The sequence below is a fragment of the Rothia sp. P4278 genome (assembly GCF_048512945.1).
Taxonomy (GTDB): domain Bacteria; phylum Actinomycetota; class Actinomycetes; order Actinomycetales; family Micrococcaceae; genus Rothia.
Map to the genome: position 1 here is coordinate 23729 of NZ_JBLXXU010000003.1, position 25678 is coordinate 49406.

Annotated in this window: 19 protein-coding genes and 1 tRNA gene; 11 read left to right on the forward strand and 9 right to left on the reverse strand. The window is 57.4% G+C overall.

The window, feature by feature from the left end; genetic code table 11:
* Nucleotides 1-13 precede the first annotated feature (13 nt).
* From ACN085_RS07215 to ACN085_RS07235, 5 genes are all read left to right on the forward strand, one after another.
* Complete coding sequence (locus ACN085_RS07215) at nt 14-301, forward strand: PTS sugar transporter subunit IIB (RefSeq protein WP_419100415.1); 288 nt, start codon at nt 14-16, stop codon at nt 299-301.
* Between the two features lie 32 nt (nt 302-333).
* Entirely contained in the window at nt 334-1674 is a 1341-nt protein-coding gene (locus ACN085_RS07220) for a PTS ascorbate transporter subunit IIC (protein WP_419100414.1), read from the forward strand.
* A 96-nt stretch (nt 1675-1770) separates the two neighbouring features.
* On the forward strand, nt 1771-2520 hold the full coding sequence (locus tag ACN085_RS07225) for a sugar isomerase domain-containing protein (protein ID WP_419100413.1): 750 nt from the start codon (nt 1771-1773) through the stop codon (nt 2518-2520).
* Nucleotides 2521-2585: 65 nt separating this feature from the next.
* Complete coding sequence (locus ACN085_RS07230) at nt 2586-4160, forward strand: hypothetical protein (RefSeq protein ID WP_419111065.1); 1575 nt, start codon at nt 2586-2588, stop codon at nt 4158-4160.
* 62 nt (nt 4161-4222) lie between these two features.
* Complete coding sequence (locus ACN085_RS07235; RefSeq protein ID WP_419111066.1) at nt 4223-5335, forward strand: alginate lyase family protein; 1113 nt, start codon at nt 4223-4225, stop codon at nt 5333-5335.
* Nucleotides 5336-5449: 114 nt separating this feature from the next.
* Here the strand turns inward: ACN085_RS07235 and ACN085_RS07240 are convergent, their stop codons facing one another.
* From ACN085_RS07240 to manA, 3 genes are all read right to left on the reverse strand, one after another.
* Nucleotides 5450-6808 carry a PFL family protein gene (locus ACN085_RS07240; protein ID WP_419100410.1) on the reverse strand — a complete coding sequence of 453 codons (1359 nt, stop codon included), beginning with the start codon at nt 6806-6808 and terminating at the stop codon, nt 5450-5452.
* A gap of 13 nt (nt 6809-6821) precedes the next feature.
* Nucleotides 6822-7091 carry an ACT domain-containing protein gene (locus ACN085_RS07245; RefSeq protein WP_419100409.1) on the reverse strand — a complete coding sequence of 90 codons (270 nt, stop codon included), beginning with the start codon at nt 7089-7091 and terminating at the stop codon, nt 6822-6824.
* A 100-nt stretch (nt 7092-7191) separates the two neighbouring features.
* Nucleotides 7192-8397 (reverse strand): mannose-6-phosphate isomerase, class I, encoded by a 1206-nt coding sequence (gene manA / locus ACN085_RS07250; protein WP_419111067.1) that lies wholly within the window; start codon nt 8395-8397, stop codon nt 7192-7194.
* A gap of 137 nt (nt 8398-8534) precedes the next feature.
* Between manA and ACN085_RS07255 the strand changes: the two genes are divergently transcribed.
* Nucleotides 8535-9938: a phosphomannomutase/phosphoglucomutase gene (locus ACN085_RS07255; RefSeq protein ID WP_419111068.1), complete on the forward strand. Its 1404-nt coding sequence runs from the start codon at nt 8535-8537 to the stop codon at nt 9936-9938.
* A gap of 145 nt (nt 9939-10083) precedes the next feature.
* Here ACN085_RS07255 and ACN085_RS07260 read toward each other — a convergent pair whose 3' ends face one another.
* The 4 genes from ACN085_RS07260 to ACN085_RS07275 form a co-directional block, all read right to left on the reverse strand.
* Nucleotides 10084-10821 carry an Abi family protein gene (locus ACN085_RS07260; protein WP_419100406.1) on the reverse strand — a complete coding sequence of 246 codons (738 nt, stop codon included), beginning with the start codon at nt 10819-10821 and terminating at the stop codon, nt 10084-10086.
* A 97-nt stretch (nt 10822-10918) separates the two neighbouring features.
* Complete coding sequence (locus tag ACN085_RS07265) at nt 10919-11410, reverse strand: hypothetical protein (protein WP_419111069.1); 492 nt, start codon at nt 11408-11410, stop codon at nt 10919-10921.
* Nucleotides 11411-11914: 504 nt separating this feature from the next.
* Nucleotides 11915-13099 (reverse strand): FAD-binding oxidoreductase, encoded by a 1185-nt coding sequence (locus tag ACN085_RS07270; protein ID WP_419111070.1) that lies wholly within the window; start codon nt 13097-13099, stop codon nt 11915-11917.
* Between the two features lie 121 nt (nt 13100-13220).
* The gene (locus ACN085_RS07275; RefSeq protein WP_419100403.1) at nt 13221-13700 is read right to left on the reverse strand and encodes an RrF2 family transcriptional regulator; all 480 of its coding nucleotides are present in this window, start codon (nt 13698-13700) and stop codon (nt 13221-13223) included.
* A gap of 326 nt (nt 13701-14026) precedes the next feature.
* Here ACN085_RS07275 and ACN085_RS07280 point away from each other — a divergent pair, with 326 nt between their 5' ends.
* Nucleotides 14027-14395 carry a hypothetical protein gene (locus tag ACN085_RS07280; RefSeq protein ID WP_419111071.1) on the forward strand — a complete coding sequence of 123 codons (369 nt, stop codon included), beginning with the start codon at nt 14027-14029 and terminating at the stop codon, nt 14393-14395.
* 98 nt (nt 14396-14493) lie between these two features.
* On the opposite strand, the gene ACN085_RS07285 is transcribed toward ACN085_RS07280, so the two are convergent.
* Together ACN085_RS07285 and ACN085_RS07290 are read right to left on the reverse strand one after the other, a co-directional pair.
* The gene (locus ACN085_RS07285) at nt 14494-15981 is read right to left on the reverse strand and encodes a sugar ABC transporter ATP-binding protein (protein ID WP_419111072.1); all 1488 of its coding nucleotides are present in this window, start codon (nt 15979-15981) and stop codon (nt 14494-14496) included.
* Nucleotides 15982-16280: 299 nt separating this feature from the next.
* Nucleotides 16281-18107: a phosphoenolpyruvate carboxykinase (GTP) gene (locus ACN085_RS07290; RefSeq protein ID WP_419100400.1), complete on the reverse strand. Its 1827-nt coding sequence runs from the start codon at nt 18105-18107 to the stop codon at nt 16281-16283.
* Nucleotides 18108-18563: 456 nt separating this feature from the next.
* On the opposite strand from ACN085_RS07290, the gene ACN085_RS07295 reads away from it, so the two are divergent.
* The 4 genes from ACN085_RS07295 (at nt 18564) to ACN085_RS07310 (ending at nt 25557) form a co-directional block, all read left to right on the forward strand.
* Nucleotides 18564-18636 (forward strand) — tRNA-Arg (locus ACN085_RS07295).
* Between the two features lie 183 nt (nt 18637-18819).
* Nucleotides 18820-19140, forward strand: a complete 321-nt coding sequence (locus ACN085_RS07300) for a 2Fe-2S iron-sulfur cluster-binding protein (RefSeq protein ID WP_419100399.1) — start codon at nt 18820-18822, stop codon at nt 19138-19140.
* 5 nt (nt 19141-19145) lie between these two features.
* Entirely contained in the window at nt 19146-19907 is a 762-nt protein-coding gene (locus ACN085_RS07305; protein WP_419111073.1) for a DUF4232 domain-containing protein, read from the forward strand.
* Nucleotides 19908-19932: 25 nt separating this feature from the next.
* Entirely contained in the window at nt 19933-25557 is a 5625-nt protein-coding gene (locus ACN085_RS07310) for a DEAD/DEAH box helicase (protein WP_419111074.1), read from the forward strand.
* The last annotated feature ends 121 nt before the right edge of the window (nt 25558-25678 follow it).

Genomic DNA, 25678 nt, shown 5'->3' on the forward strand with positions numbered 1-25678 from the left:
AAGGAAAAGAACAATGATTTCAATTGCAACCGTATGTGGCATGGGCCTCGGAACCTCCATGATGCTGGCCGGGCAGGTACGCACCCTGCTCAGCGCCGAAGGTATCGAAGCTAAAGTTCAGGCTATTGACCTGGGCTCCTTCAAGTCCCAGCCCTCAGACATCGTTGTGACCACCACCGGAATGGCAAAAAACGTCGAAGGTACCAAGGCCAAGGTCGTTCTCATTGACAATCTCATCGACAAGAACGAGGTTAAGACCAAGGTTCTAGCAGCTGTCAAAGACTTCCAAGCCGGTGCCTAACAGCACCCCTTAGATACATAAGGTAAACCACCATGGATTCCGTCCTTTCCTTCTTGATACAGCTGGTTCAGATCCCAGCTATTATCGTAGGTTTTATCGCCTTTATCGGTTTGCTCGCCCAGAAGAAGAGCGCCGACGAGATTGTTACCGGCACTATTAAGACCGCACTCTCGCTACTGATTATCGGTGGCGGCGTTACCGTCCTGATTCAGGGTCTCGGCCCCATCCAGGACATGTTCAAGATGGCCTTCCCCGCGGGGAACATCACCACCTTCGTTACCTTCGATGAAGCCGTGGTCTCGGCCGTTCAGGCTGGACCTGTAGCAGCTCTAGGCTCACAAATTGGCCTAACCATGCTCTTTGGTTACATCGTTCACCTCCTGCTAGCCCGCTTCACCCCCTGGCACTACGTCTACCTGACCGGCCACATGATCTGGGTGCACGCTGGTGCTTTCACCATCGCCATCTACCAGCTGGGTCTGGGCCCCTTCTGGACTGTTGCCATCGCCTCTATCATTGACGGCTTCTACATGACCCTGGCTCCCGCCATCGCCCAGCCCTTCGTCCGCCGTATCACCGGTGGTAACGACGTTGGTTTCGCACACGGCCAGACCCTGCTCAACGTACTAGCTGGCTACCTGGGCATGGTCATTGGCAACAAGGAGAAGTCAACCGAGGACATCAAACTCCCCGAGAAGCTCTCCTTCTTCCGCGACGTAGCTGTCTCTACCACCCTGGTCATGCTCATTGTCTCCATCGGCACAGCTATCACAGCTGTTTCCGTAGGTGGCGTAGAAGCCTTCGAAGCGACCACCGAAAACGGTGGTATCTCCAACGGTCAAAACTGGATCCTCTTCGCTTTCATGATGGCTATGCAGTTCACCGCAGGTATGCTGATTCTGCTCTACGGTGTTCGTATGCTCATCGGGGAAATCGTTCCTGCCTTTGAAGGTATCTCCCAGAAGGTTATTCCCAACGCGATTCCCGCACTGGATGTACCTGTTCTCTTTGCCTTCGCACCCAACGCTCTGCTCATCGGTCTGATTTCCGGTCTCATCGGTCAAATCGCTGGTATGGCACTCTGTGTCTCCCTGGGTTGGCCGGTCCCCATCCCCTCCATGATCGTGGCCTTCTTCGCTTCCGGTACCGCAGCAATTTTTGCTAACTCAACCGGTGGCCGTCTTGCAGCCTGGATTGGCGGTTTCCTCTGGGGCTTCCTGGGCTGGATCCTGATCTCCTTCGCCTTCTACAGCCAGGCCTTTGGCGACCTGGAAGCTCTCGGCGCCTCCGGCCTGGGCTTCACCGTTCCCGATGCTGTTGTCCCCGGCATCATCATCCACTGGATCGGCCAGCTCCTGGGCCTCGTAGCCTAAAAACTTGGTTGCTCTCGCACCGCTACCCCGCCCGGTCTTACCGGTCGGGCGGGGAACAACAATTTTCTACCAGCATCAATCAAAGGATTCTGAATCATGTCACAGCTCTTGGATAGCTACTACCAGCAAATCATCTCCCTGCTTGAAAAGATTCGTGAAGAAGAAGTACCTACCATCGAAAAGGCAGCATCAGAGATCGCTGACCGCGTCGCAAAGGGTGCCCGTATCTTTGCTTTCGGTGCTTCACACTCCAGCCTGCCGGTCCAGGACATCGTCTACCGCGCCGGTGGCCTCATGCTCATCAACCCCCTCTACGCACCCGGCGTTGAAGCACTGACCACCCGCCCCACCACCCTGGGCTCCCAGATGGAACAGATGCCCGGCTACGCCGAAGTCGTCCTCAACAACTCACCCCTGCGCGAAGGCGATGTTCTCATTGTTGTTTCGGTCTCTGGCCGTAACGCACTCCCGGTCGAGCTGGCTCGTGAAGCCCGTGCCCGCGGCATCTTCGTGGTAGGTCTGACCTCCTCCAAGTACACCGACGCCGTTACCTCTCGCGTTCCCGATAAGACCAAGCTCAAGGATCACGCAGATATCCTCATCGACAACCAGGTCGATGCCGGCGACGCCGTACTTTCCCTCGAAGGTGTCCCCCAGAAGTTCACCCCTGCTTCGGGTGTCACCTCGACCGCGATTCTGCACTCCCTGTCCGCAGGTATCATAGAGCAGCTCTTGGCTCGCGGAATCAGCGCCCCAGTCTTCCTCGCGGCCAACCTCGATGGTGGTGCCGAGTGGAACAAGAAGCACATGTCTGAAAACCAGGACAAGATCTTCTACCTTAACTAATGAGCAGTGCCTGACTCGGAGCTTTACTCTGAGTCAGGCACCTTTTATATCTAAGGACATAAACAATGAAGTTTACCTCCAGCAAATACAGGGCCTTAACCCTGGGCCTAGTCACCCTCAGCCTGGCAGCTTGTTCAACAGCCCCGGGCCAGCCCGGTCAGCCCACAGCAAGCGCTTCTGCTAGCCCCTCAGCGACGAGCAGCTCCAGTTCAACAGCGCAACCCACCGCAACAGCAAGCCCTAGCCCCAGTGCTAGCCCCAGCTCAACGGAACAACCCACCGCAACTGCAGAACCTAGCGAAACCGGGTCCCCCCAGCCAACTCCCTCCCCCAGTGTTAGCTCTTCTGCCGGTACAGGGGACCAGGCAGGTCAAGACTGGGTTCTTAAGTATCAAGAACAGTTTGATGATGATATTTCCCTCTCGGCAGAGCCCTGGATAGTTGATCCGTTGGGCGCCGAAAGCCCCTGGTACGTTGATGAGTTCTCCGATGACGGTGTTTATTACAGCATTTTGGGGGGCAAGTCCTTCGACCGTGCCCTGGACAGCATGAACATAATGCGTAAGCGTCTTACTTTCGGACAGGACGGTTGGCTGACCCTAGAATTAGCTGCCCAGGACCTCAACAAGGACGGGATTCCCGATGCAGAGCCCTCTTTGACAAGCCAGGACGGGGAAGGAGTTCTGAAGGTTCCCGCCTGGAATAGCGGCCTGGTCCTTACCGGCACCGACACCCTACCCAGCGAATACCGCATTGAGTACGAACTTAAGACCGTTGATTTCGGTGGCAAGCGTACCGTTGACGGCGAAGAGACCTGGAACTACGACGGCAAGTACAACGGCTACACCCCCGGTGAGTGCAAGACTAACTTCCCCTGGGTTCGCCGTGGTGACTACTCTCAGGGTGGTTCAGACACCGTTGACCCCTGCGCCGCACCCTGGGGCGATGTGACCAAGGAGAACGGCTACTATCTGCTCTCCATCATGGACTACGCCCGCCCGGCTCCCCACAACAACATCTTCATCCACAGCCACCGCAAGGTAGGCATGGATACCTACTCTGTTGATGCCTCATGGGCTAAGAACTATTCTGTCTGCAACCCCGCCACCCAGGAGGTATACCCCTATAGCCTCTCAAAGGCAAACGGTATCAACCAGATCTTCTTTGACGGCAACAGCTTCCGTGACCCGAGCTTCGCCTACAACCAGTTCGTCATGCCCACTCCCTGTGGCCTGCGTGTTGGTGATGTTCCCGGTGCAACGATTGTTGCTACCGCTGAGCTTGAGCCTGAACTGATGCCTCAAGAAACCTACACCATTGCTATTGAGCGCACCAAGGACAGCTACGTCACCGAGCTGACCGGCAATTTCCGCTACATCGGCCACACCACGATCCGCAATGAGCGCCCCTTCGTAGATCAGGACGGACAGCACTCCATCTGGCACTACAACCAGACCGCTGATGAGTACGATGGTTCTCTGAACCAGACTCTCACCTTTGAGGGCCCCTTCGGTAGCTTTGATAAGGATATGTGGCCTGAGGGATCGGCTTACCCGGATAACTTTGTCATTGGTATCCCGCACCTGAACTATTACGAGGGTTCGGCAACCATTGACAATATCAAGCTCTACACCAAATAAGACTGCCCTAGAAATATCAGCTTAGGTCTACCCCTCAACCCCTCACTAGGAGGAGATTTAGTATGTACGCTTCTCGGCGTCAAGCCCTCAGCGGCCTCTTAAGCTCTGTGGCCCTAGCAGGACTAGGAACAACCCTGGTCCAAGACCCAGCACAGGCAAGCTACGCTATCAATCCTGACCGGATTATTAAAGCCAACCCCAGCATCTTGGTCCACGAAAAGGACTTCGCCTACCTGCGCCAGAACCAGGACAAGCTGGCTACTTTCTTGAACCGTTGCGCCCGTGAATTGTCTTATCAGCCTAGCCCGGTAGCAGACCTGGCACCTGCACCTCACTATGACGCGAACGGTGTTAACACCAGCCCTAAAAGTGGTGCCATTTTTAGCCGTGATGTCCGCGTAGCCTACCGCCTAGCTATCCGCTACCGCATCACTCGGGAGACGGAGTATGCGCTCAAGGCACTCCAGATTATTGATGCCTGGGCCAGTACCCTCACCGCGGTAAGTACTCGCCAGGGGGAGGCTGACTTGAATTTCAACTCAGCGCACATGATTCTGGCAGCCTACTGGGCTCAGGTATGCGGCCAATGGGATAACGCAACCTTCAAAGACTTCCTCCGTAACCTGGTTCTGCCTCATTCCACCTCTGACAGGGATAATAACCACGGTTTCTGGGGGGTGCTGACGGAGGCCTGCGTAGCCGGTTACCTGGGCGATAAGGTTCTGCTTCAGCAGGCTAAGGACCGTTGGGAAACACTGCTCATTAAAGGTGTTGATGACAAGGGCGAGATGCCCCTGGAACGCGATCGCAGTGCAACCTCTAACTGGCATGGGGGCCCCGATAAGGGCAAGAAGGGAATTGCCTACACGCACTATGCTCTACTCCCTGCCAGCCACGCAGCTAAGATCTTTGTTGATCTGGGCCTGCCTGCCTGGGCCACCCCCGGCGGCAAGAAGCTGGAGCAGGCCTACGGTGTAGCTGCCCGGTGGACTAACAACCCCGCTAGCTTCCCCTACTATGAGAGCAACAATGGGCAACTCGATGGCGTGCGTGATGCCGCCTACTTTGCCTTACTCAGCCGTGTTTACCCTGACCCTGCAGGCAAAAAAGCCCTCGCGGACGGTTCTTTGGGTTCTAACGGCCTGCAAACCTTGGAGCTTTTCCCCAGCTTCTAGGTGCCTGCTCTGTGTTAGTGGACGCTAACTGGGTTGAGCCCCGCAGCTCTGAGCTCTCTTAAAGCGGAAGGGACCGGTCAGTGCGTAACTGGCCGGCCCCTTCTGTTTTTGTCTTTAGTTACGGAAGCCGTGAACCGGGGACGGGATCCGCCCACCACGAGCCACGAAAGCCTCAGCGGATTCGGGGTGGGCGGGCATAACAGGCGCGCGGCCTAGCAGTCCACCGAACTCGACCATCTGGCCCACCTCAAGACCGATTGCGGGGATAACTCGCACAGCGGTGGTCTTGTGGTTCATCACGCCAATAGCTGCCTCATCGGCAATCATGGCTGAGATGGTAGCTGCGGTGGTATCACCGGGGATAGCGACCATGTCCAGGCCGACCGAGCAGATGGCGGTCATAGCTTCGAGCTTATCCAGGGTGATTTTCCCGGCTGCGGCGGCATCAATCATGCCGATATCCTCAGAGATGGGGATAAAGGAGCCAGAAAGTCCACCCACATGGGAGCAGGCCATGAGCCCGCCTTTCTTGACGGCATCGTTGAGTAGGGCCAGGGCGGCAACGGTTCCGTGGGTTCCCACGGATTCCAGGCCCATCTCTTCGAGCACGTGCGCTACGGAGTCGCCAACCTCAGCAGTGGGAGCCAGGGAAAGGTCTACGATGCCGAAGTCAACACCCAGGCGATCAGCAGCTAAGGTGCCAACCAGCTGGCCCATGCGGGTTATTTTGAAGGCTGCCTTTTTAATGGCCTCAGCGCAGGAATCAAAGGATTCACCGCGCACCTTTTCCAGGGCACGTTTAATGACGCCGGGGCCCGAAACACCTACAGAGATCACAGCGTCAGCTTCCTGCACGCCGTGGAAAGCACCGGCCATGAAGGGGTTATCGGATACGGCGTTGGCAAAGACAACCAGTTTAGAACAACCAAAGCCGTGGGCTTCTGCCGAGCCCTCGGCTGTTTGGCGGATAACCTCGCCCATGGTTTTGACCGCGCTCATGTTGATTCCGGCGCGGGAAGACCCAATATTGACAGAGGCACAGACCACGTCAGTCTCGTTGAGGGCACGTGGGATAGAACGCATGAGCTTTTCATCAGCGGGGGTGGAGCCCTTATCAACCAGGGCAGTAAAACCGCCGATGAAGTTCACCCCCACGGCTTTTGCCGCAGCGTCCAGGGTTTTTGCGAACTCTACATAGTCCTCGTCGTCGGAGGCGCCGGCAACCAGAGCGATAGGGGTGACGGAGATGCGCTTATTGATGATGGGGATACCGAGCTCAGCCTCAATGCCTTCAGCGACTTCAACCAGGCGGGCGGCGCGGGAGGTAATTTTGTCGTAGATTTTCTGGCGAGCAATAGCGCCCCTGGAGTCAGCGCAGTCCAGCAGTGAGATGCCCATGGTGACTGTGCGAATATCGAGTTTGTCTTCCTCGATCATCTGTAGGGTTTCAAGAATATTATCGGAGCGGAACATGGTGCGGTAGCTCCTAGAGGTTGTGCATGGCTTGGAAGATTGCATCAGACTGAATACGAATCTGAACGCGCTGAGCTTCTTCAACCGGTTTCATGGCTTCTTGCAGCTCGGTGATGGACTGGCTGGTCTCATCGAAGCTGCCCTGCAGAATCATGGTGAAGTAACCCTGCATGAGGGTCTGGGAGAGGTTTTCAATGTTGACTTTGCGTTCAGCGAGCTTGCCTGTCACACCGGCGATGATGCCCTCGTGGTCTAGGCCGGTCACAGTTAAAATAATTTTCATCGTTTCCTTAAGGTACTGGTTTTTAGCTGGTTAGCCACCGGCTGGGGCGTCAGGTTGTCCTTGCCCAGGCTTCGAGGGGGCCCTTTGGAGGGGACCTGACCTATGATGCTCTCTGACAGGCGATGTAGAGCTGGCCCTGGCCGCTAAGGCTTAGGGTAGCGGATTCTCCTGTGTACATCACTGCTTGGGTTCCGCCTAGTGTGAAGGTCTTATCGTCATCGCGAACCACCATGGTACCAGCGGTGCACAGGGCGATCGCGACACCGCTAAGGGGGAGTTCAATTTCTTGACCTTGCTCAAGGACCAGGTGGGTGATGCTGAGACGTTTGTCCCACATGGAGTATTCTGCGGTGCCGTCGCTGGTGGGGGTTGGGCGCTGAATGACCGGTGCGTCTTGTCGCTCCCCCAGAATCTTGATGAGTTCTTCCTCGTCAAGGTGTTTGGGGGTTAGCCCTGCGCGCATGACGTTATCGGAGGGGTTCATGAGTTCGATGGCGGTGCCGGAGATGTAAGCGTGCACCTGCCCGTCGGGGGTATAGACCGATTCACCCGGTGCCAGGTAGACCAGGTTCATGACCAGGGCAACCAGCAGGCCGCGGTCGCCGGGGTATTTAGAGTCAATGAGGTTGACTAGTTCGGCTACGCCAGCGGCCAGTGATTCGCGCCCGTCCACGGCTCCGTTCTTTTGTGCCCAGCTGCGGGCTGCTGCAAGGGTTTGCTCAAGGGCGGTGGCGGAGGCTTGCGGTGACATTCGGATAATTGCGGTGAGAAGCTGTTTGGGGGTCTTGGAGGCATCTAAGGCGCCAGCCAGCCAGCGGAGCTTGAAATGCTCGGCGATAGCCGAGAGCTCAGAGAACTTGCGCACGCCGGTTAGGATGCGCATCTCTGAGAGGGCAATGACGGTTTCAGGTTTGGAGAAGGTGTCCTTGTAGTTGCGTGCCGGATCGTTCAGGGGTATGCCACGGGCGTTCTCGTCGGCAAAGCCTGCTTGGGCCTGCTCGTCGGTGGGGTGCACCTGGATGGAAAGAGGCGATTCAATAGCCAGAATTTTGAAGAGGAAGGGGAAGACGTCATTGGTGCGCTGGGCGTTGAGGAAGCGGTTGGGCTGCTCTGCAACCAGTGCGTCAAGGGTGTAGGTGCCGCCGTCTACGTGTGCTACGGAGGGAGCTGCGGGGTGGGCACCTACCCAGAGCTCTGCTTCGGGTTGTTCGGTGGGGGCTGGGGCCCCGCGCATGAGAGCTAAGGTCTCGTATGAACCCCAGGCATAATTCTGAATCGGGTTAGCAAGAGAAAAAAGTTCAGCCATGTACACCATACAACCATGCCTTAGGTGCCATAGGCATAAAATTATCATCTAAATTGCTGGTGTTTATTGCCATAAATCCCCGACAAATTCGCATGGAAACTGTCTAAAGCCGCTGGCGCCCCGTAAACTTGGCTCTTGTGAATACTATTGATTTAACCGCATCTTTTAAGGCCTACGATGTTCGCGGTATCGTAGGTGAAACCATTACCGCTGAGACCGTTCGTGCGACCGGTGCCGCTTTCGTGGACGTTCTCGATTTAGCTGGTCAGAATGTGCTGGTGGGCGCGGATATGCGGCCCTCCGGCTCCGAGTTCATGCAGGCTTTTGCTGAGGGGGTAACCGCTCGAGGCGCTCATGTCATTAATATTGGCCTGATTTCTACTGACGAGCTCTATTTTGCCTGTGGCATTGAGAATGCCGCTGGCGTTACCTTTACCGCTTCGCATAACCCCGCTGAGTACAACGGTATGAAGATGTCCAAGGCGGGCGCTGTTCCGCTTTCTTCTGAAACCGGCTTGTACGATATTCGTGACCTGGCCCAGAAGTACCTGGATGAGGGCGCTATCCCCGCTGTTGAGGCTACCGGTACCGTCTCTGAGAAGGACGTGCTTCAGGCTTATGCCGAGTACCTGCGCAATCTGGTGGATCTTTCGGGTATCCGTAAGCTCAAGGTTGTTGTCGATGCCGGTAACGGTATGGGCGGTTTGACTACTCCCGCTGTTTTGGGTGATACCATTCTGCCTGGCCTGCCCTTGGAAATGCTTCCCCTCTACTTTGAGTTGGACGGCACCTTCCCCAATCATCCCGCTAATCCGCTGGAGCCAGCTAACCTGGTGGATTTGCAGAAGGCTGTTGTGGAGCACGGTGCTGACATTGGTTTGGCTTTCGATGGCGATGCTGACCGTTGCTTCGTGATTGATGAGAAGGGTGAGCCTGTCACGCCTTCGGCTATTACCGCACTGGTTGCTGAGCGCGAGATTAAGCGTGCCCAGGCTGAAGGTAACGATAACCCGGTCATTATTTACAACCTGATTACGTCTAAGGCTGTGCCTGAGCTGGTTGAGAAGCTGGGTGGCCGTGCCATTAAGACCCGTGTGGGTCACTCTTTCATCAAGGCTGTTATGGCAGATGAAAAGGGTGTTTTTGGTGGCGAGCATTCGGCTCACTACTATTTCAAGGACTTCTTCAACGCTGACACCGGTATGCTGGCTGCTCTGCATGTTCTGGCGGCGCTGGGTGAGGTTGAGGTTCCGCTGAGCGAGCTGGCTGAGAAGTACGCTCCCTACGTTGCCTCCGGGGAGATTAACTCTGAGATTGAGGACAAGGCTGGTGCTGTTGCCCGCGTTGCCGCTCACTTTGGTGATACCGTTGAGGTTTCTGATATGGACGGTACCACTTTTGAGCATAAGACTGAGGGCTGGTGGGCTAACCTGCGCCCCTCAAACACTGAGCCTTTCCTGCGTCTGAATCTTGAGGCTCCCGATGTGGCCACGATGGAGCGTGTGCGTGACACTATTTTGAAGATTGTGCGCGAGGGCTAAGGAACCTCCTGCTTTTTCTGAAGGCAAAGAGCGCCCGCCCTGTTTCTAGCTGAGAGGCTAGGAAACAGGGCGGGCGCTTTTATCTGATGGGTCTGCCTACGACTTATCTGCTCTTTAAAAGTCAGTATAACTATGGCTTTATGCCTCAATACAGAGGATGTTTACGCAGCCATAGTGCATCTCGCAATTCATCCCTTGGCCGGCTTCTCCATAGTTTTTGGACTCGTGAGTGAGACCGGATCCACACAGCAGCATCAGCATCAAGCCACTGAGCTAACTGATTCAGTTTCTGGGTAGCTTCACGAAGATACAGGTACTCTTCGCGCAGTGTTCTTCGCGTGACAGGTTCATGATGTGATAGCCGGTTTCTCAGATACAACGCATATATCACGGCATTTTCAAAATCCTGACGAGGCTTGCCGCCTACAGTGTAGTCCGGCAAATGTCGTTTGATGTACATCCAAGCAGTGGGTTCCTTAGACGCAGTCAGTAAGAAGCGCCAATGATCGAAAGACAATTCAGCGATGATTCTTCCCTTTGTGGCGGTGGAATAGGGCTGACCAGAACGCTGAATCGCTTTATAAACATTTCTCGTATAGCTTGCGTCATGACCGTTTGAGACCCTACCACGACCTCTATAGTTTGAGTCAAAGTAAGAGATATCAACTATCCAGTCGTCGCCATTTTCGGCGCTCATGGCCCTATCGATTGTGGTGCGAAGCAAGACCTCTATGTGTTGAATATCTTCAAGGAGCGCCTTCGCAACTCGAGTATTCCACACATAAAGGTCTTCAGCCTTGTCAGAGCTCTTGAAGCGTGACATACGCGGTGCCGAAAACCAGCGCTCTAAATCACTCAGCTGATATTTTCTTCTTGACTTCATTGATACACCTGCTAGGGTATAGGTGAGAGCTCCGGAACGGTCGACTGTCCTGAAATAGAGGATATACCCCCGGAGCTATTGTTTTATTTCCTCGCGGCTAAACGTACCTTACTTCGGGCTTGTCAGTAGTTGAGAAGCGGACCGCGCAGTAAAGAAAGTCTTGGTATGCTTCCAGATCGAGGGAACGGAATGCTTCGTGTCCGTAGTAATATCCTCCTGACAATGTGTAGTTGAAGACCCGCCCTGGCCCCAGCCTCTTGCTTTCTTCCGAGAAGAAAGCAAGTTTAATCAGAACTAAGTCCTTTGCTCCTCGACCATTGTCTTCAACGTAATAGCCAAGGACTGGAGTTGCCTTGTAATCCTCCGCTACCTCCAGCAGGCCCTCGACCTTTTTGTTTGAAATCGAGATCTGTGATGACCCAGTTTTGATGGTCCGGTAGGTAGATGCTACGGCAACCCTGTCACCGTCAATCTCGGCCAGATAGTAATCCCCTGGCAAGGCCTCTAGATTCTCAATACCGTACCGTCCAGCTTCCTGGTCAAGAACAGCTCCGAATCGTTCAAACGCTTCCTGCGCTCTGGTGGGCATAATCGATCTCCCCTAAATAGCTTCCTTGGCCAGATCCCGGCTCTACCTTTCTAGCTTTAGCCTAACTTCTTATTCAATTCTAGAAAAATTCTTTATAAAGTCTAGCTAAATTCTAGTCACTTCATCTGCGCGGCTAGGAAACAGGGCGGGCGCTTTTGTATGAAGATGTAGAAGCGCGGTGAACCTACCGGGAGCCTGCTGGCTCGGGGCTGGCGTGAATCAGGGGCGAGCACCCCAGCGCGAGCACCTGAGAGGATCAGCAGGCGAAAGTGCCGTACACGGGCTAACCCCAACCCATACAGAAGCGCGGTGAACCTACCGGGAGCCTGCTGGCTCGGGGCTGGCGTGAATCAGGGGCGAGCGCCCCAGCGCGAGCACCTGAGAGGGTCAGCAGGCGAAGGTAGGTTCACCGCGCTCTATCTTTAACCGTTAGGCGCGGGCCTGGGCCGGAGGGTTAGGCGCGGGCCTAGGCCGAAGGGTTAGGCGCGGGCCTAGGCCGAAGGGTTAGGCGCGGGCCTGGTCGTGGAGCATCCACTGGTCGGGGCCGAAGATCTCGTACTGGATCTGCTGGCCGGGTACACCCGCTTCAACCAGCTGTGAGCGTACACCCTGCATGAAGGGCAACGGGCCACACAGGTAGGCGGAGGCGTTGGCGGGTACCTCCAGCTTGGAGATATCAACGCGACCTTCGTAGTCGCCTTCACCGGCGGTTTCGAGGAAGGAAATCAGGCGGGCGTTCTTGAGTTTCTCAACATAACTGGCCATCTCCTCGCGTAGGGGCCAGGTAGCGGTTGAGCGGTCGGCGTGAACTACGACGACTTCGCGCTCTGAGCCGCTGGTGGCGAGTTCGGAGAGGAAGGCGATCATGGGGGTTACACCGATACCTGCGGAGAAGAGGTAGAGGGGTTTGGTTGCGTCATCGCCAAAAGCGCCCAGGGTGACGTCGCCGTAGGGGTTGGAGACCTCGACGATGTCGCCAACTGCGAGTTCGTGCAGGATGGGGGTCATTTCGCCTGCGGTGTCGAGTTTGATGGCTACGCGGCGCTGGTTCTTCTGGGAGGGGAGCAGGGTGAACTGGCGGGCCTGGCGGAGGCCATCTTTTGCTTTGGTGACGATGGAGACGTACTGGCCTGCTACGGCGTCGGTCATGGCTACGGCGTTGGCGGCTTCGAAGGTGAAGTCGATGACGTTCTCGCCGGTTTCTTTGCGCTCTAGGAGGCGGAAGGGGGCGAACATGACCTCATTGGCTTGTGAGGCGTAGAGGCCTTTTTCAAGTTTGATGAGGGCGTCGGCCATGAGCCAGTAGACTTCGGTCCAGGCTTCTGCGATTTCGGGGGTGAGGATGTCGCCTAGGTTGGCGGCGATGGCTTCGAAGAGGTACTTGTAGACGGTGGGGTATTCTTCTTCGCGCAGGCCCAGTGAGGCGTGTTTGTGGGCTACGCGAGAGAGGACTTCGTCGGGGTAGCTGTCGGGGTTGGCCAGGATGTAGGAGGCGAAGACTGCGATGGAGCCTGCTAGTGCTTTGGGCTGGGTGCCTTCGAGTTGGGATGAGCGTGAGAACATGCCGTCCATGAGGTCGGGGCGGGCGGCGAACATGCGGCGGTAGAAGTCGGGGGTGATGTCGTTGATGCGTTCGGCGATGACGGGGAGGGTTGCCTCGATGATGGGGCGGGATTTGGCAGATAGCATGAGTGCTCCTTAGTGACAGGTTGTTGATAAACCACTTTCAATTTAGCATACTTCATACCAGTATTAGGGATTGGAAAGGCCGCTGCCGGTTTTAAAACCGACAGCGGCCTCGGTGCTTTTGTTAGTTTAAGCTACCGGCCGTGGTTTTTCTGGCGGAGCCAAGGGGGCCAAGTCCGAGTTCAAGGAAAACCGGGCCCATCTGGGCTTCGTTGGGTAGCTCAGAAATAACGACCGGATCGAGAATCTTGAAGAACTCTTCACGAGCGTTAGCTAGGATTACGCGCAAGGAGCAGGAATTGCGCATGGGGCAAGTATGTGTTTCGCCTTCACATTCGACCATAGGTATGTCGCCTTCGGTGGCACGGAGGACCTGCCCGACGGTTGCACAAGCGCCTTTTTCGGAGAGGCGGATGCCGCCGGTGCGGCCTCTGGTTGATTCGAGCAGACCCATATTTGCCAGGAAGGCTACAGATTTGGCAACGTGGTTATAGGGGGTTCCTACACCCTCAGCAATTTTCTGGGTTGAGATTTGGTGACCGTCCAGCCCAGAAAGTAGCATCAGTACGCGCAGGGAAACATCTGAAAAGGCAGTGAGGCGCACAAGGTCCAGCTCCTTAGACATAGTGATGGGGCGATTATTGCTTCAACCTTAAGTTTCAGCTATATGGTTTCAGGTTTCAAGCCAGGCTGTCATCAGCCGACTTCTGGCGCTTGAACTCTACTTTAGCCGGGTTTCCTGCACATGTTGGGGGTGTGTGAGAGTGGCAAAGTAGTATGATAGGTAAGTAAAAACTCGAGGGCGCAACCCTTTTCATCGCACATACGCCAAGGGTGCGGGTAGGTGCTTGCGTCCATACCGCCTCCTGCTGGTGCACTCCTCCATTGATGTCGTGTTCTTCTGGCAGGTACATAGATAAAGGAATTATCTTGTCACAGCTTGATGCCTCCATTCAGGAATTGCTCTCCATTGAAGGCGCTACCGGTGCCGCTCTTGTCGATATTTCATCGGGTATGGCTCTTGCCTCTGGTGGTTCCCCTGGTTTTGACCTCACGGTAGCTGCTGCCGGTAACTCAAATGTTGTTCGGGCTAAGCTCAAGACCATGGCTGACCTTGATGTCAAGGGGAACATTGAGGACATTATGATCACTCTTTCCTCCCAGTACCACCTGATCAACGTTCTTAACACTTCAGAAACATCAGGTCTTTTCGTCTATCTGGTGCTTGAGCGCAACACTGCCAACCTGGCTCTAGCACGCCACAAACTCAATGCCATCGCTTCAAGGATTTCCTTGTAAGCTGGGCCTCATCCCCCAAGGCACACCAGCCTAAATCAGGAGGGCTCCCGGCTATGATGAGCCGGGAGCCCTCCTGTTTTCAGTTATGGTCGAGCTCTCTAGACCAGATCCTCCCCCAGGGCTTCGCCCATGAGGGTGTCTTCGGTGGCTACCTTATTCTGCTGGACCGAAACGACTTCACCGGAGCGCATCACAGCAATGCGGTGGCACAGGCCGATAAGTTCTGACATGTCTGACCCAATGAGGATAATAGAGGTCCCCTTTTCGGTCAGCTCCATGAGCATCTTGTAAATTTCACTCTTAGAGCCCATATCAATGCCACGAGTAGGGTGGTTGAGAATCAGGATTTCACAGTCGGTAGTAATCCATTGGGCGAGGGCGACTTTCTGCTGATCACCGCCAGAGAGCTTACCCAGTTGGCCCTGGATGTTAGTGGTTTTGATGCGGAGCTTCTGAACCTGTTCAGCGACCTCCCGTAAGGCGGATACTTCGTGCAAGAAGCCTTCTGGTCGTTCTTTAAGGCCTGCGCTTTCCATCAGAATCTTTGCAATAGAGCGTTCGTTGGCAAGGCCCAGTTCGTCATCGTTATCGGAGAGGTAGCCGATACCGAGTGCTGCAGAGTCACCGGGTGAGCTAATGGTGACGTCCTGCCCGTTGACTTTGAGAGTGCCGAAAGTGGCGGTTTCGTCAACACCGACTAGGGCGGCAGCAACCTCGTTAATACCGGAGCGGCGTAGCCCTGTCAGACCAAAGATTTCACCCCGGTCAACCGAGAAAGACACCTTATTTAGGGAGCCCTTGGAGCTGGTGAGATTCTCGACGATGAGCTTGGCGTCTTGGCCAGCGAAGTCATCGGGGCGACCGCCCATCTCGATTTCGCGGTTGAACATCTTGAAGGCGATTTGCTCGGTAGTCATGGCACCTGGGTTAATTTCAGTGCTAATGGTGCCTTCAGAAAGAATCACTGCACGGTGAGCCAGGGAGCGGATCTCATCGATACGGTGGGTGATGTAGATAATTGCGCGGCCCTCAGCTGCCAGCTTACGGGTCACCTCATGAAGCTGGTAGATTTCAAAGTCGTTGAAGGTTGCGGCAACTTCATCCATGAGGACTAGGCGGGTCTCTTCGGCCTCCATGCGGACGACTTCAACCAGGGCCTGCTCTGCACGCACCAGATCTCCCATCTTGGCGCGGGGGTCAACAGCAAGACCAATTTCGGAGAGTAGTTCTTGGGCGCGAGCTACCAGAGCGTCCTCAGCATCGTCGGCATACTGGGTGGAGCGGAAGATTGCCTGGGCAACGGTCAGCTCAGAATCCACAGTAAATTTTTGGCGGATAGAGCCTACACCGGCCACCAAGGCTTCTTCGGGATTCTTTGGGGTGTAGCTCTTACCATCTAGGGTAATGGTGCCACCCGTGGGGCTGTCCCAGCCCCCCAGGATGGACAGTAACGTCGACTTGCCTGCGCCGTTCTCACCGAGAAGACCTACGATTTCACCGGCGGCAACCTCCAGGTTAACGCCCTTGAGGGCGCGGAGGTGCTCGTGGTTCTTGGTGAGTTCTTTAACGCTCAGCAAATTTCCCACTCTTGTATTCCTTCCACACAAGCAAGCAGTAGCTCGCTCACCGCTACGCAACTCACCTCGCCGGTGGCTAACCGGCAGTTTTTGTTCGGGAGGGCACAGGGCTATACAGTACAGTCTTCAGCCATTCTTATAGCATTCTACAGAATATATAAGGTAGCTTCCTCCCCCAATTTAGGGGCGTCTAGGTGTTAATCCTGCACAAAGAAAAGTAGCCCGCAAGAGCTAGGCTCTTGCGGGCTACTTTGAGATGAGCTACACCCTTATCAATTCAAGGGCTCACATATGAAACCGCGGGGGGGTTACTTGCCTAGCTCAGTAGCTAGGGCCTGGCGTTGAGCATGCACTTCGGCGGGGACTCTATCCCCTAAGAATGCCAGCCATTCGTCAATACCGGGCAGTTCTTCTTCCCATTCTTCGCGGCTAACGGTAAGAGCAGCGGTTAGTTCTTCCTCACTCAATTCAAGACCAGTCAGGTCCAGGTCCGCTGGTGTCGGGACAAGGCCCAAGAAGGTTTCCTGGCCACCAGCGGTGCCGTCCAAACGGTCGAAAATCCACTTGACTACGCGGCTGTTCTCACCAAATCCGGGCCAGGCGAACCCGCCATCGGGGGTGCGGCGGAACCAGTTGACGTAGTAGATCTTGGGCATGTTCTCTTGGCCGTGCTTCTTACCCAGATCAATCCAGTGCTGGATATAGTCGCCGGCGTTGTAGCCGATGAAGGGAAGCATAGCCATGGGGTCACGGCGCACAAGGCCCACCTGGCCCTTGGCGGCGGCGGTGGTTTCTGAAGAGAGGGTCACGCCACGGAAGACACCCTGCTCCCAGCTTGTGGCCTCGGAAACTAGCGGGATAGTGGTCTTGCGGCGGCCACCAAAAATCATGGCTGACAGCGGTACACCATCGGGTGCATAGTATTCTTCGGCCAGAGTGTCAGCCTGGGCGATGGGGGTGCAGAAACGTGAGTTGGGGTGAGCCGCCGGACGCCCTGAATCAGGGGTCCAGTCCTTGCCCTGCCAGTCAATCAGATGATCGGGGACCTCATCGGTCTTACCCTCCCACCACACAGAGTTGTCATCGGTGAGGGCAACATTGGTGAAGATGGTGTTACCCCGAGCAATTGCGCGCATTGCATTGGGGTTGGTGGACCAGCCGGTGCCGGGGGCGACACCAAACAGGCCTGCCTCGGGGTTCACCACGTAGGGCCTGCCATCGCGGAACTCGATCCAGGCGATGTCATCGCCAACCATCTCGGTTTTCCAGCCTTCAATGGTGGGATCCATCATGGCAAAGTTGGTCTTACCGCAGGCTGAGGGGAAGGCCGCGGATATGAACTTGCTACGCCCCTCAGGGTTGGTTACTTTGAGCACCAGCATGTGCTCTGCCATCCAACCTTCATCGCGGCCAATTGCTGAAGCGATACGGAGTGCGTAGCACTTCTTACCCAGCAGGGCATTGCCACCGTAACCGGACCCATAGGACCAGATTTCACGGTCTTCGGGGAACTGCACAATGTACTTCTCGGGGTTACAGGGCCAGGGAACATCCTGCTGGCCGGGTTCAAGCGGAGCGCCCACCGAATGCAGTGCCTTCACAAAGAAAGCCTTGGTCTCGGACATCTTGGTAAGAACATCGGAACCGATAGTGGCCATAATCCGCATAGAAACAACCACATAGGCAGAGTCGGTAATTTCGACACCGAACTTAGGAGTGGTCGCATCGAGTGAACCCATCACAAAGGGAATCACGTACATGGTACGGCCCCGCATGGAACCCTTAAAGAGATCGGTCAGAGTCGCTCGCATCTGAGCTGGGTCCTGCCAGTTGTTGGTCGGCCCAGCACCATCCTGGGTCTGTGAGCAGATAAAGGTACGCTCTTCAACACGGGCCACATCATCGGGATCCGAAAAAGCAACGTAAGAGTTAGGGAACTCATGATCACTGAGCTTGCGGAGGGTACCGGCCTCAACCAGTTCAGCGGCCAGCCGGTCGTATTCTTCCTGTGAGCCATCAGCCCAGTAAATATCATGGGGCTGGGTAAGCTGAGCAACCTCAGCGACCCAAGCAAGTAATTCCTCGTAGTTGGTAGGAGCCTGTGCAATTAAATTGTCGATTGAAATGTCAGTCACTGACGCTTCCCCTTATGTATCGGTTCCCCCGGTACCTCTCTGTACCGGAAGCAGGTGCCCACCCATTTTCTGTGCCGCCGGCAGAGCGAAAACAGAAAAACGCGCCACTCATTAGCAATGAATAAACGCGTTGTGCGGTGCACTTTCACTTCATCGTGTACGTCTAGCCTACCCAGATATAGGTCTTTTGTCAGAATTAGTACAAATATTTCGCTCCGATCTTCCTCACACCCCCGTAGCAAAACCTAAAAATCATTTGGGCATGACACAATACAGCCACATCAGCCCCGGAGCGCCCCCGGTGGCCTTAACCAGGCTGAGACCAAACTGAGCAGACAGGGCACCCACCATAAGTGAGAGCAGTGTCACGCGCTTTCGATTTGCACACCTCCAAAAACCTGCGTAGAGTATTACCTGTTGCCAAGACGGGCTAGAGATAGTCAGCCAAGGCACAATGCGCCTGTAGCTCAACGGATAGAGCATCTGACTACGGATCAGAAGGTTGGGGGTTCGAATCCCTTCGGGCGCACACTAGAAACCGGCCTCCTTGTGGGGCCGGTTTTTTTATTGCGGTTACATCAAGAGGCCGCAGAACCCCATGACCGTGGGGTAGTTTTCACCACAAAAACGGGCTTGCTCTTGCCTATCCCATAAAATAGGGGAAGACAAGAAGGCCAGACGGCCTCACTGCCGCATCAGCACAGGAGAAGATATGAGCGTAAACATCACGGTCACCGATGAAAACGGTACCACCAAAGACGTGACCTGGGAGCCCCACCAGAGCATGCTCGACGCTGTCCTAGCAGCCGGTTTCCCGGTACTTGCTACCTGCGGCGGCAATGCCTCATGCGCCACCTGTCACGCCTTTATCGATCCCGAGCACTTTGCCGCATCGGGCGAACGCGAAGAAGCCGAAGAAGACCTGCTCGATATGATCGATGATATCGCCAACGAGTGCTCTCGCCTCAGCTGCCAGACGGAATACTCCCAAGGAATGGACGGGGCACACGTTACCCTGCAACCAGGAATGTAAATGGCATGAAAACCCCCAAACCCCTTATCCCCCTTGCTGCCCTGAGCCTCCTGCTGGCCCTTACCGGTTGTGGCTCCAATAAGCCGAGCCAACCAGCAGAGACTTCGGAAGGCACCAGTGCCTCCGCGGTGGCGACTTCCCAAACAGCAACCTCCGCCAGCCCAAGCCCCACAGCAACGAGCTCCCCAACTCAGACAGCCGCGGCCCCGACACCCAGCGTCTCAGATAGCCCCGAACCCGTCCCTACGGGAACCGTTATCACTGTTGAACCCAGCCCCACTCCCAGCCCTGCTGATCAACCAACAGGGGCCGCAGGGCAGGCTCCCAGCTCTATGGCAGGCGTTGCCGTATGCGACTACGACCAGCTCTACATTGAGGCGGCCGTAGCCCCCGGTGGAGGTGCCGCAGGCTCACGATATATCAACCTCACCTTCACTAACACCGGCTCCGCCCCCTGCTCTATCGGCGGCTACCCCGCCGTTCACTACGTGAATTCTGCTGGCCAACAAATTGGTGCAAGCGCCGCAAACGCCACCGACTTGTCATCCTCAGGAGGGGTACTAGCCACCGGTGAGTCTCTCACCGCCATCCTGCGTGAAACACGCGCCGGACTCTACGCGGATCGTTGCCAGAGCGTCGCGGCGACCGGCTACTCCATCCAGGCCCCCGGAGCATCCCAGGCACTCGTACTCAACTTTGCGTCCGAAGCCTGCTCCAATACGGACATCACCCAGCTCACGGTGGGTGCTGTAGGTGCCGCGCCCTAAGCGGTTTCTACAGGCTAAGAGGGCTATGGCATCTGAGGACACTTCCCGGGCTCTGAGGTTTTTCTCGGAGCCAACCCGTCGCTGGTTTGAGGGGGCTTTCACAGCACCCACTGCCGCCCAGGCCGGCGCCTGGGCGGCTATCAGCGCCGGTCGGCATGCCCTAATTGTGGCCCCCACCGGTTCCGGTAAAACGCTCTCAGCTTTCCTGTGGGCGCTAGACCGCCTGCACTTTGATCACACCGCCGCATCCAATGACACAACAAGTCAGGAACCCAGCGTGAGCGGGACCAAGGTCCTCTACATTTCACCGCTCAAAGCCCTGGGTGTGGACGTCGAACGTAACCTGCGTTCCCCACTCATCGGTATAGCCCAGACCGCCCGTTCCCTCAAGATGGAACCTCCCCAGGTTCGCGTGGGGGTACGCAGCGGGGACACCCCCGCCAAAGAACGCCGCCAGCTCATCAGCAACCCACCGGATATTCTGATTACCACACCGGAATCCCTCTTTCTGATGCTGACCTCTAAGGCCCGCTCCACGCTCACCTCAGTTCACACCGTCATCATTGACGAGGTACACGCAGTAGCAGGAACAAAACGCGGTGCCCACCTAGCGGTAACCCTAGAGAGACTAGACCAGCTCCTAGAATCCCCCGCCCAGCGCGTGGGGCTCTCTGCCACCGTAGAACCGGTAGAAACCGTTGCCCGGTTCCTGGGCGGCTCCGTCCCGGTGGAGGTTGTGCAACCACCCTCAGAAAAACAGTGGGAGCTCACCCTCTCCGTACCCGTGCCCGATATGACAGCCCTGGGCGGCCCCAATGCTTACGGTGAGATGCCAGCTGGCACACCCTGGCATCAGGGCAGCAGCACAAAAAATCGTGCCCGCGAAGCCGCTAAAAACTCAGCTACCGAGTTCAATGATGGGCTGGCGCTAACTGACTCCCTAGCCAATGAGGGTCTGCCCCGCCCCGAGCAGGTCGATACCGCAGCAACCCTGCCCCAAGACCTCACCTTGGCTGATGCTCTGGGCATCCGCCCACTGGCGGGCCCCGCCCTAGGTTCCCCAGAACCGGAGGAAGAAACCCCGGCTAAAGCAAGAGACAGCTACTTTGACCAGCCTCTGCCCACCGTGAGTGAGAACGGCCCCCATCAGGCTCTCTGGGAGGCGGTAGGAACCTACCCGGGCGAGCAGAGCGCCCCTAGGCACCCGCGCCAGCCCATCGAACTGACCATCCAAGAAATAGCTGAAGAAGCGGGGGCCGCAGAACAGGTAGAGGGCCCCGACGATTCCACCCCGCCCTCACCGGCATCCGGCTACCAGGCTTCTATCTGGCCCCATGTTGAAGAGCGTATTGTTGACCTAGTAGAGGCCAACCGCTCCACCATCGTGTTTGCTAACTCCCGTGGCCTGGCAGAGAAGCTAACAGCACGGCTGAACGAAATCTACCTGCAACGGTGCCAGGCCCGCCAAGACCTTAGCCCTACCGGCGAGCCTTTGACAGTGACCGGGCCCAGCGGGAGCACCGAACCGCGCACCGTAGCCGATATCCTGGCCCAACAGCTGGCTCAGGCCAACCCCGCGCAGCTAGAAACAGATGACCCTAAACTCCCTTTACGCGCTACTCCTACTAGGGGCACAAGCTCACTGGCCCAGATAATGGGGGCCTCGGCGAGCGCCTCAGGTGCCCCACCCCTGCTGGCGCGTGCCCACCACGGTTCCGTCTCTAAGGACCAACGCACCCTCATTGAAGAGTCCCTGAAATCGGGCCAGCTCCGCTGTGTGGTGGCTACCAGTTCGCTCGAGCTGGGCATTGATATGGGGCAGGTTGATCTGGTAATCCAGGTGGAGGCTCCCCACTCAGTAGCGTCCGGGCTTCAACGGGTGGGCCGTGCCGGGCACCAGGTGGGCGAAGTATCGCGTGGCTACCTCTACCCCAAGCACCGGGGCGACCTACTCAACGCCACCGTCACCGTCCAGCGAATGTTAGCAGGCAAGATTGAGCCGCTGTCCATACCGGCTAATCCCCTAGATATTCTGGCCCAACAGACCGTTGCCGCCTGCGCCCTAGGGCCTATCAGCGTGGAGGCCTGGTTTGAGGCGCTCCGGGCTACTGCGCCCTTTGCTACCCTGCCCCGGGCGGCTTTTGAAGCCACCCTCGATTTGCTCTCGGGCTTTTACCCCTCCGATGAGTTCGCCGAGCTGCGCCCTCGCATCATCTGGGACCGCGGCGCGGGCACTATTGAGGGACGGCCCGGCGCTCAGCGGCTGGCAGTCACCAGCGGCGGTACAATCCCTGATCGGGGCCTTTTCCCCGTCTATATTGCCGGGGCCGAGGATTCCAAGGCGCCTAAGCGAGTGGGTGAACTCGATGAAGAAATGGTCTACGAATCCCGTGCGGGGGATGTTATCGCCCTGGGTGCCTCCTCCTGGCGGATTGAAGATATTAGTCACGACCGGGTAACCGTTACCCCGGCTCCCGGAGTGCCGGGCCGTCTGCCTTTCTGGCACGGGGATTCTCCCGGGCGACCGGCTGAGCTGGGGCGAGCACTCGGCACTTTCACCGGCGATCTGGCGCGGACCCTTGCCAAAGACCGGGCAGAGGCCCACCGGCAGGTAGGGGCACTGGGCCTTGATGAGTGGGCCGCCGATAATCTGCTGGCCTATATCGGTGAGCAGACCCAGGCAACCGGTCGTGTGCCCTCCCATAAGCACCTGCTAGTTGAGCGTTTCCGTGATGAGCTGGGCGACTGGCGGGTTATTCTCCATTCCCCGCTAGGTATGCCGGTGCACTCCCCCTGGGCGCTGGCTGTAGGTGCCCGGGTCGAGGAAGGCTACGGTGTGAACGCATCGGCCATGGCCGCTGATGACGGTATTGTGCTGCGTATTCCCGCTATGGAAGCTGAGCCTCCGGGTGCCGAGCTCTTCCTCTTTGACCCTCAGGAGCTTGAGGATATAGTCACCGAGCGGGTAGGGAATTCCGCGCTCTTTGCCTCCCGCTTCCGGGAGAACGCCGCTAGGGCGCTACTCCTGCCCCGCAAGGACCCCGGCCGCCGTACACCCCTGTGGCAGCAGCGCCAGCGGGCCGCCCAACTCCTCGACGTTGCCCGAAAGTACCCGGCTTTCCCAATCCTGCTCGAAACCGCTCGCGAGTGCCTGCAAGATGTCTACGACCTACCCGAGCTCCTGGCCCTGCACCGGCAGATTGAGAGCAAGCAGGTCAAGGTCTCAGAAATCGAGACCGATACGCCCTCGCCCTTCGCCCGTACCCTGCTCTTTGGTTACGTCGCCCAGTTCCTCTACGAGGGTGACTCCCCTCTTGCTGAGCGCAAAGCCGCCGCGCTGGCGCTGGACCCGGCTCTGCTCGCTGAGCTCTTAGGCAAAGACGAGCTACGGGAGCTTCTGGATGCCGGGGTGATTCGTAGTACCGAAGCCCGCTTACAACGCCTTGCCCCCGGTTACCGCCTGCACGGAGTGGAGGGCGCCGCCGACCTGCTCCGGCTCTTAGGCCCTCTCACCGCCGAAGAGGCCGCCGCTAGGCTCCGTCTGCCGGGAGCTTCTCCTGATGAGGCTGCCCCCGATCCGACAATCACCCCAAGCCAGGCGCAGGAGCACCTGGAGACCCTGGTAGCCGCCGGGCGGGCGCTAAGCTTCCGCTTGCACGGGCGCAAGGTCTACGCCGCCCTGGAAGATTCCAGTCGCCTGCGCGATGCCCTGGGCGTGCCTCTGCCCATCGGGGTGCCGCTGGCCTTCCTTGCACCGGTCAAAGAGCCCCTCCTTGACCTGGTAGCCCGCTACGCCCGCACCCACGCACCTTTCACCACCGCCCAGGCCGCCCACGCGCTAGCTCTGGGTATCTCCGTGGTCGAGAACGCATTGCGGGCTCTGGCCGCTGACCGGCGGGTACTCTCCGGTGAGTTCCTGCCCGAAGAACTCCGGGCTGAGCTAGCCCGTGCCCGCACCGGTTCTGATGACCCCAGCTACCTGGCCGGTACCGAATGGGTAGATGCTCAGGTTTTGCGCACCCTGCGCTCGCGGTCGCTGGCGGCCCTGAGAGCCGATGTTGAGCCTGTACCACCGACAACCTACGCCAGGTTCCTGCCTTCTTGGCAGCATGTGGGCTCATGGCAAATCACAGAAACCACCGCCGCACCCGGTACCTTCGGTGTCCCGGCCCAGCCTATTGTCGCCCGCCAGGATACAAGCGCCATGCTCTCAGGCTACGACGGCCTGCTCACGGTGGTTGACCAGCTTGCGGGGGTGCGCCTACCGGCATCAGCCCTGGAATCGCTCATTATGCGGGCCAGGATTACCGACTACGCCCCGGCTCTGTTGGATTCTGCCATGAGTGCCGGTGATGTGCTGTGGACAGGGGCGGGCCAACTTACCGGGGACGACGGATGGGTTGCCCTGCACCTGGCAGAGAGCGCCCCCCTGACCCTGCCCGATGAAGGTGAGCGGCAAGAAGCCCTGGCTGCGCTGGGGCCCTTAGAAAAAACGATCTATTCGCTCCTGAGCGGTGGGCTGTTCTTCACCCAGATTCAGGCTCAACTGGCGGCTCTCACAGCTTCCCTGGGAAATCAGCCGCCCAGCGACCGCGAGACATCCGATGCCCTCTGGAACCTGGTATGGGCTGGCCTGGTTACCGGTGACACCTACGCACCGGTACGCGCCCTCCTGGCCGGCGGCTCATCAGCTCATAAGGTGGCTAGCCCACCACCCCGTGCCCGTGGCGTAGGTATGCGTAGAGGGGCCAGCAGACTGTCGTCCTCCCGGCTGGGCTTAGGAACCGGGCCTACTGTCCAGGCACCGGCCCAGGTAGCCCCCATCAACGCTGGGCGCTGGGCACGAGTTGATGCTGAACCGCTTGACCCGACCGTGGCCGCAGCAGCCCGAGCCGAACTTCTCATGGACCGCTACGGAATACTCACACGGGGTGCCGTTGCCGTTGAGGGAACAGTCGGCGGTTTTGCCGGGGTCTACCGGGTGCTATCCGCAGCCGAAGAAAAGGGGCTAGCCCGCCGAGGCTACTTTATTGAGGGGCTGGGAGCTGCCCAGTTCTCAACCTCTGCCACGGTAGATCGGCTAAGACAGGCCGACCGAGCCACCTCAGATCCGCTGCCTGCTCAGCATATTAAGCACAGCGCCGCCCCTGAGGCTACCTACTCACCGGTTCGGACCACTCAGCGTGCTGTCACGCTCCTAGCGGCAACCGACCCGGCTAATCCTTACGGGGCGGCCCTCCCCTGGCCTACACCCACCCCCTGGGATGCTAACCGCACCCCGCTCAAACACAAGCCGGGGCGTAAAGCCGGTGCCTGCCTCGTCCTGGTAGACGGCACCCCGGTGCTCTACCTAGAACGCGGCGGCAAAACTCTCTTACCCTTTACCGAGGACCCGGTGCTTGTTGAAGTGGCGACCCCGCTTCTAGGCCAGCTGGTGCGCCTGGGCGTAGCCGACAAAATTGTGATTGAAAGCGCCGGTGGTATTGAGCTACTCAGCACACCCGAGCCTTTGACTCCAGCGGCAAAGGCTCAGCCAGCTAGCGCCGCCGATTCCGCGGCTGAACACCCGGTGCAGGCTCTCCGGCGAGCACTTCTAGCAGCTGGCTTCTACACCACCCCACGCGGTGTCCGTATGCGGAAAGACTACTAAACCACAGGACCTCCGAACCCGCTCAAAGGGCGTAAAAAATGGCCCTGCTGTTAGGGGGCAGGAAGGCCATTATGCAAACAGGTACATTAAGCTACATGCTCAGTCTTTGGTCGAAATCATG

Excerpts from the sequence above, each read along its gene's own strand:
- ACN085_RS07215 (WP_419100415.1), top strand. The coding sequence starts at position 14 with ATGATTTCAATTGCAACCGTATGTGGCATGGGCCTCGGAACCTCCATG.
- ACN085_RS07220 (WP_419100414.1), top strand. The coding sequence starts at position 334 with ATGGATTCCGTCCTTTCCTTCTTGATACAGCTGGTTCAGATCCCAGCT.
- ACN085_RS07225 (WP_419100413.1), top strand. The coding sequence starts at position 1,771 with ATGTCACAGCTCTTGGATAGCTACTACCAGCAAATCATCTCCCTGCTT.
- ACN085_RS07230 (WP_419111065.1), top strand. The coding sequence starts at position 2,586 with ATGAAGTTTACCTCCAGCAAATACAGGGCCTTAACCCTGGGCCTAGTC.
- ACN085_RS07235 (WP_419111066.1), top strand. The coding sequence starts at position 4,223 with ATGTACGCTTCTCGGCGTCAAGCCCTCAGCGGCCTCTTAAGCTCTGTG.
- ACN085_RS07240 (WP_419100410.1), bottom strand. The coding sequence starts at position 6,808 with ATGTTCCGCTCCGATAATATTCTTGAAACCCTACAGATGATCGAGGAA.
- ACN085_RS07245 (WP_419100409.1), bottom strand. The coding sequence starts at position 7,091 with ATGAAAATTATTTTAACTGTGACCGGCCTAGACCACGAGGGCATCATC.
- manA (WP_419111067.1), bottom strand. The coding sequence starts at position 8,397 with ATGGCTGAACTTTTTTCTCTTGCTAACCCGATTCAGAATTATGCCTGG.
- ACN085_RS07260 (WP_419100406.1), bottom strand. The coding sequence starts at position 10,821 with ATGAAGTCAAGAAGAAAATATCAGCTGAGTGATTTAGAGCGCTGGTTT.
- ACN085_RS07265 (WP_419111069.1), bottom strand. The coding sequence starts at position 11,410 with ATGCCCACCAGAGCGCAGGAAGCGTTTGAACGATTCGGAGCTGTTCTT.
- ACN085_RS07270 (WP_419111070.1), bottom strand. The coding sequence starts at position 13,099 with ATGCTATCTGCCAAATCCCGCCCCATCATCGAGGCAACCCTCCCCGTC.
- ACN085_RS07300 (WP_419100399.1), top strand. The coding sequence starts at position 18,820 with ATGAGCGTAAACATCACGGTCACCGATGAAAACGGTACCACCAAAGAC.
- ACN085_RS07305 (WP_419111073.1), top strand. The coding sequence starts at position 19,146 with ATGAAAACCCCCAAACCCCTTATCCCCCTTGCTGCCCTGAGCCTCCTG.
- ACN085_RS07310 (WP_419111074.1), top strand. The coding sequence starts at position 19,933 with ATGGCATCTGAGGACACTTCCCGGGCTCTGAGGTTTTTCTCGGAGCCA.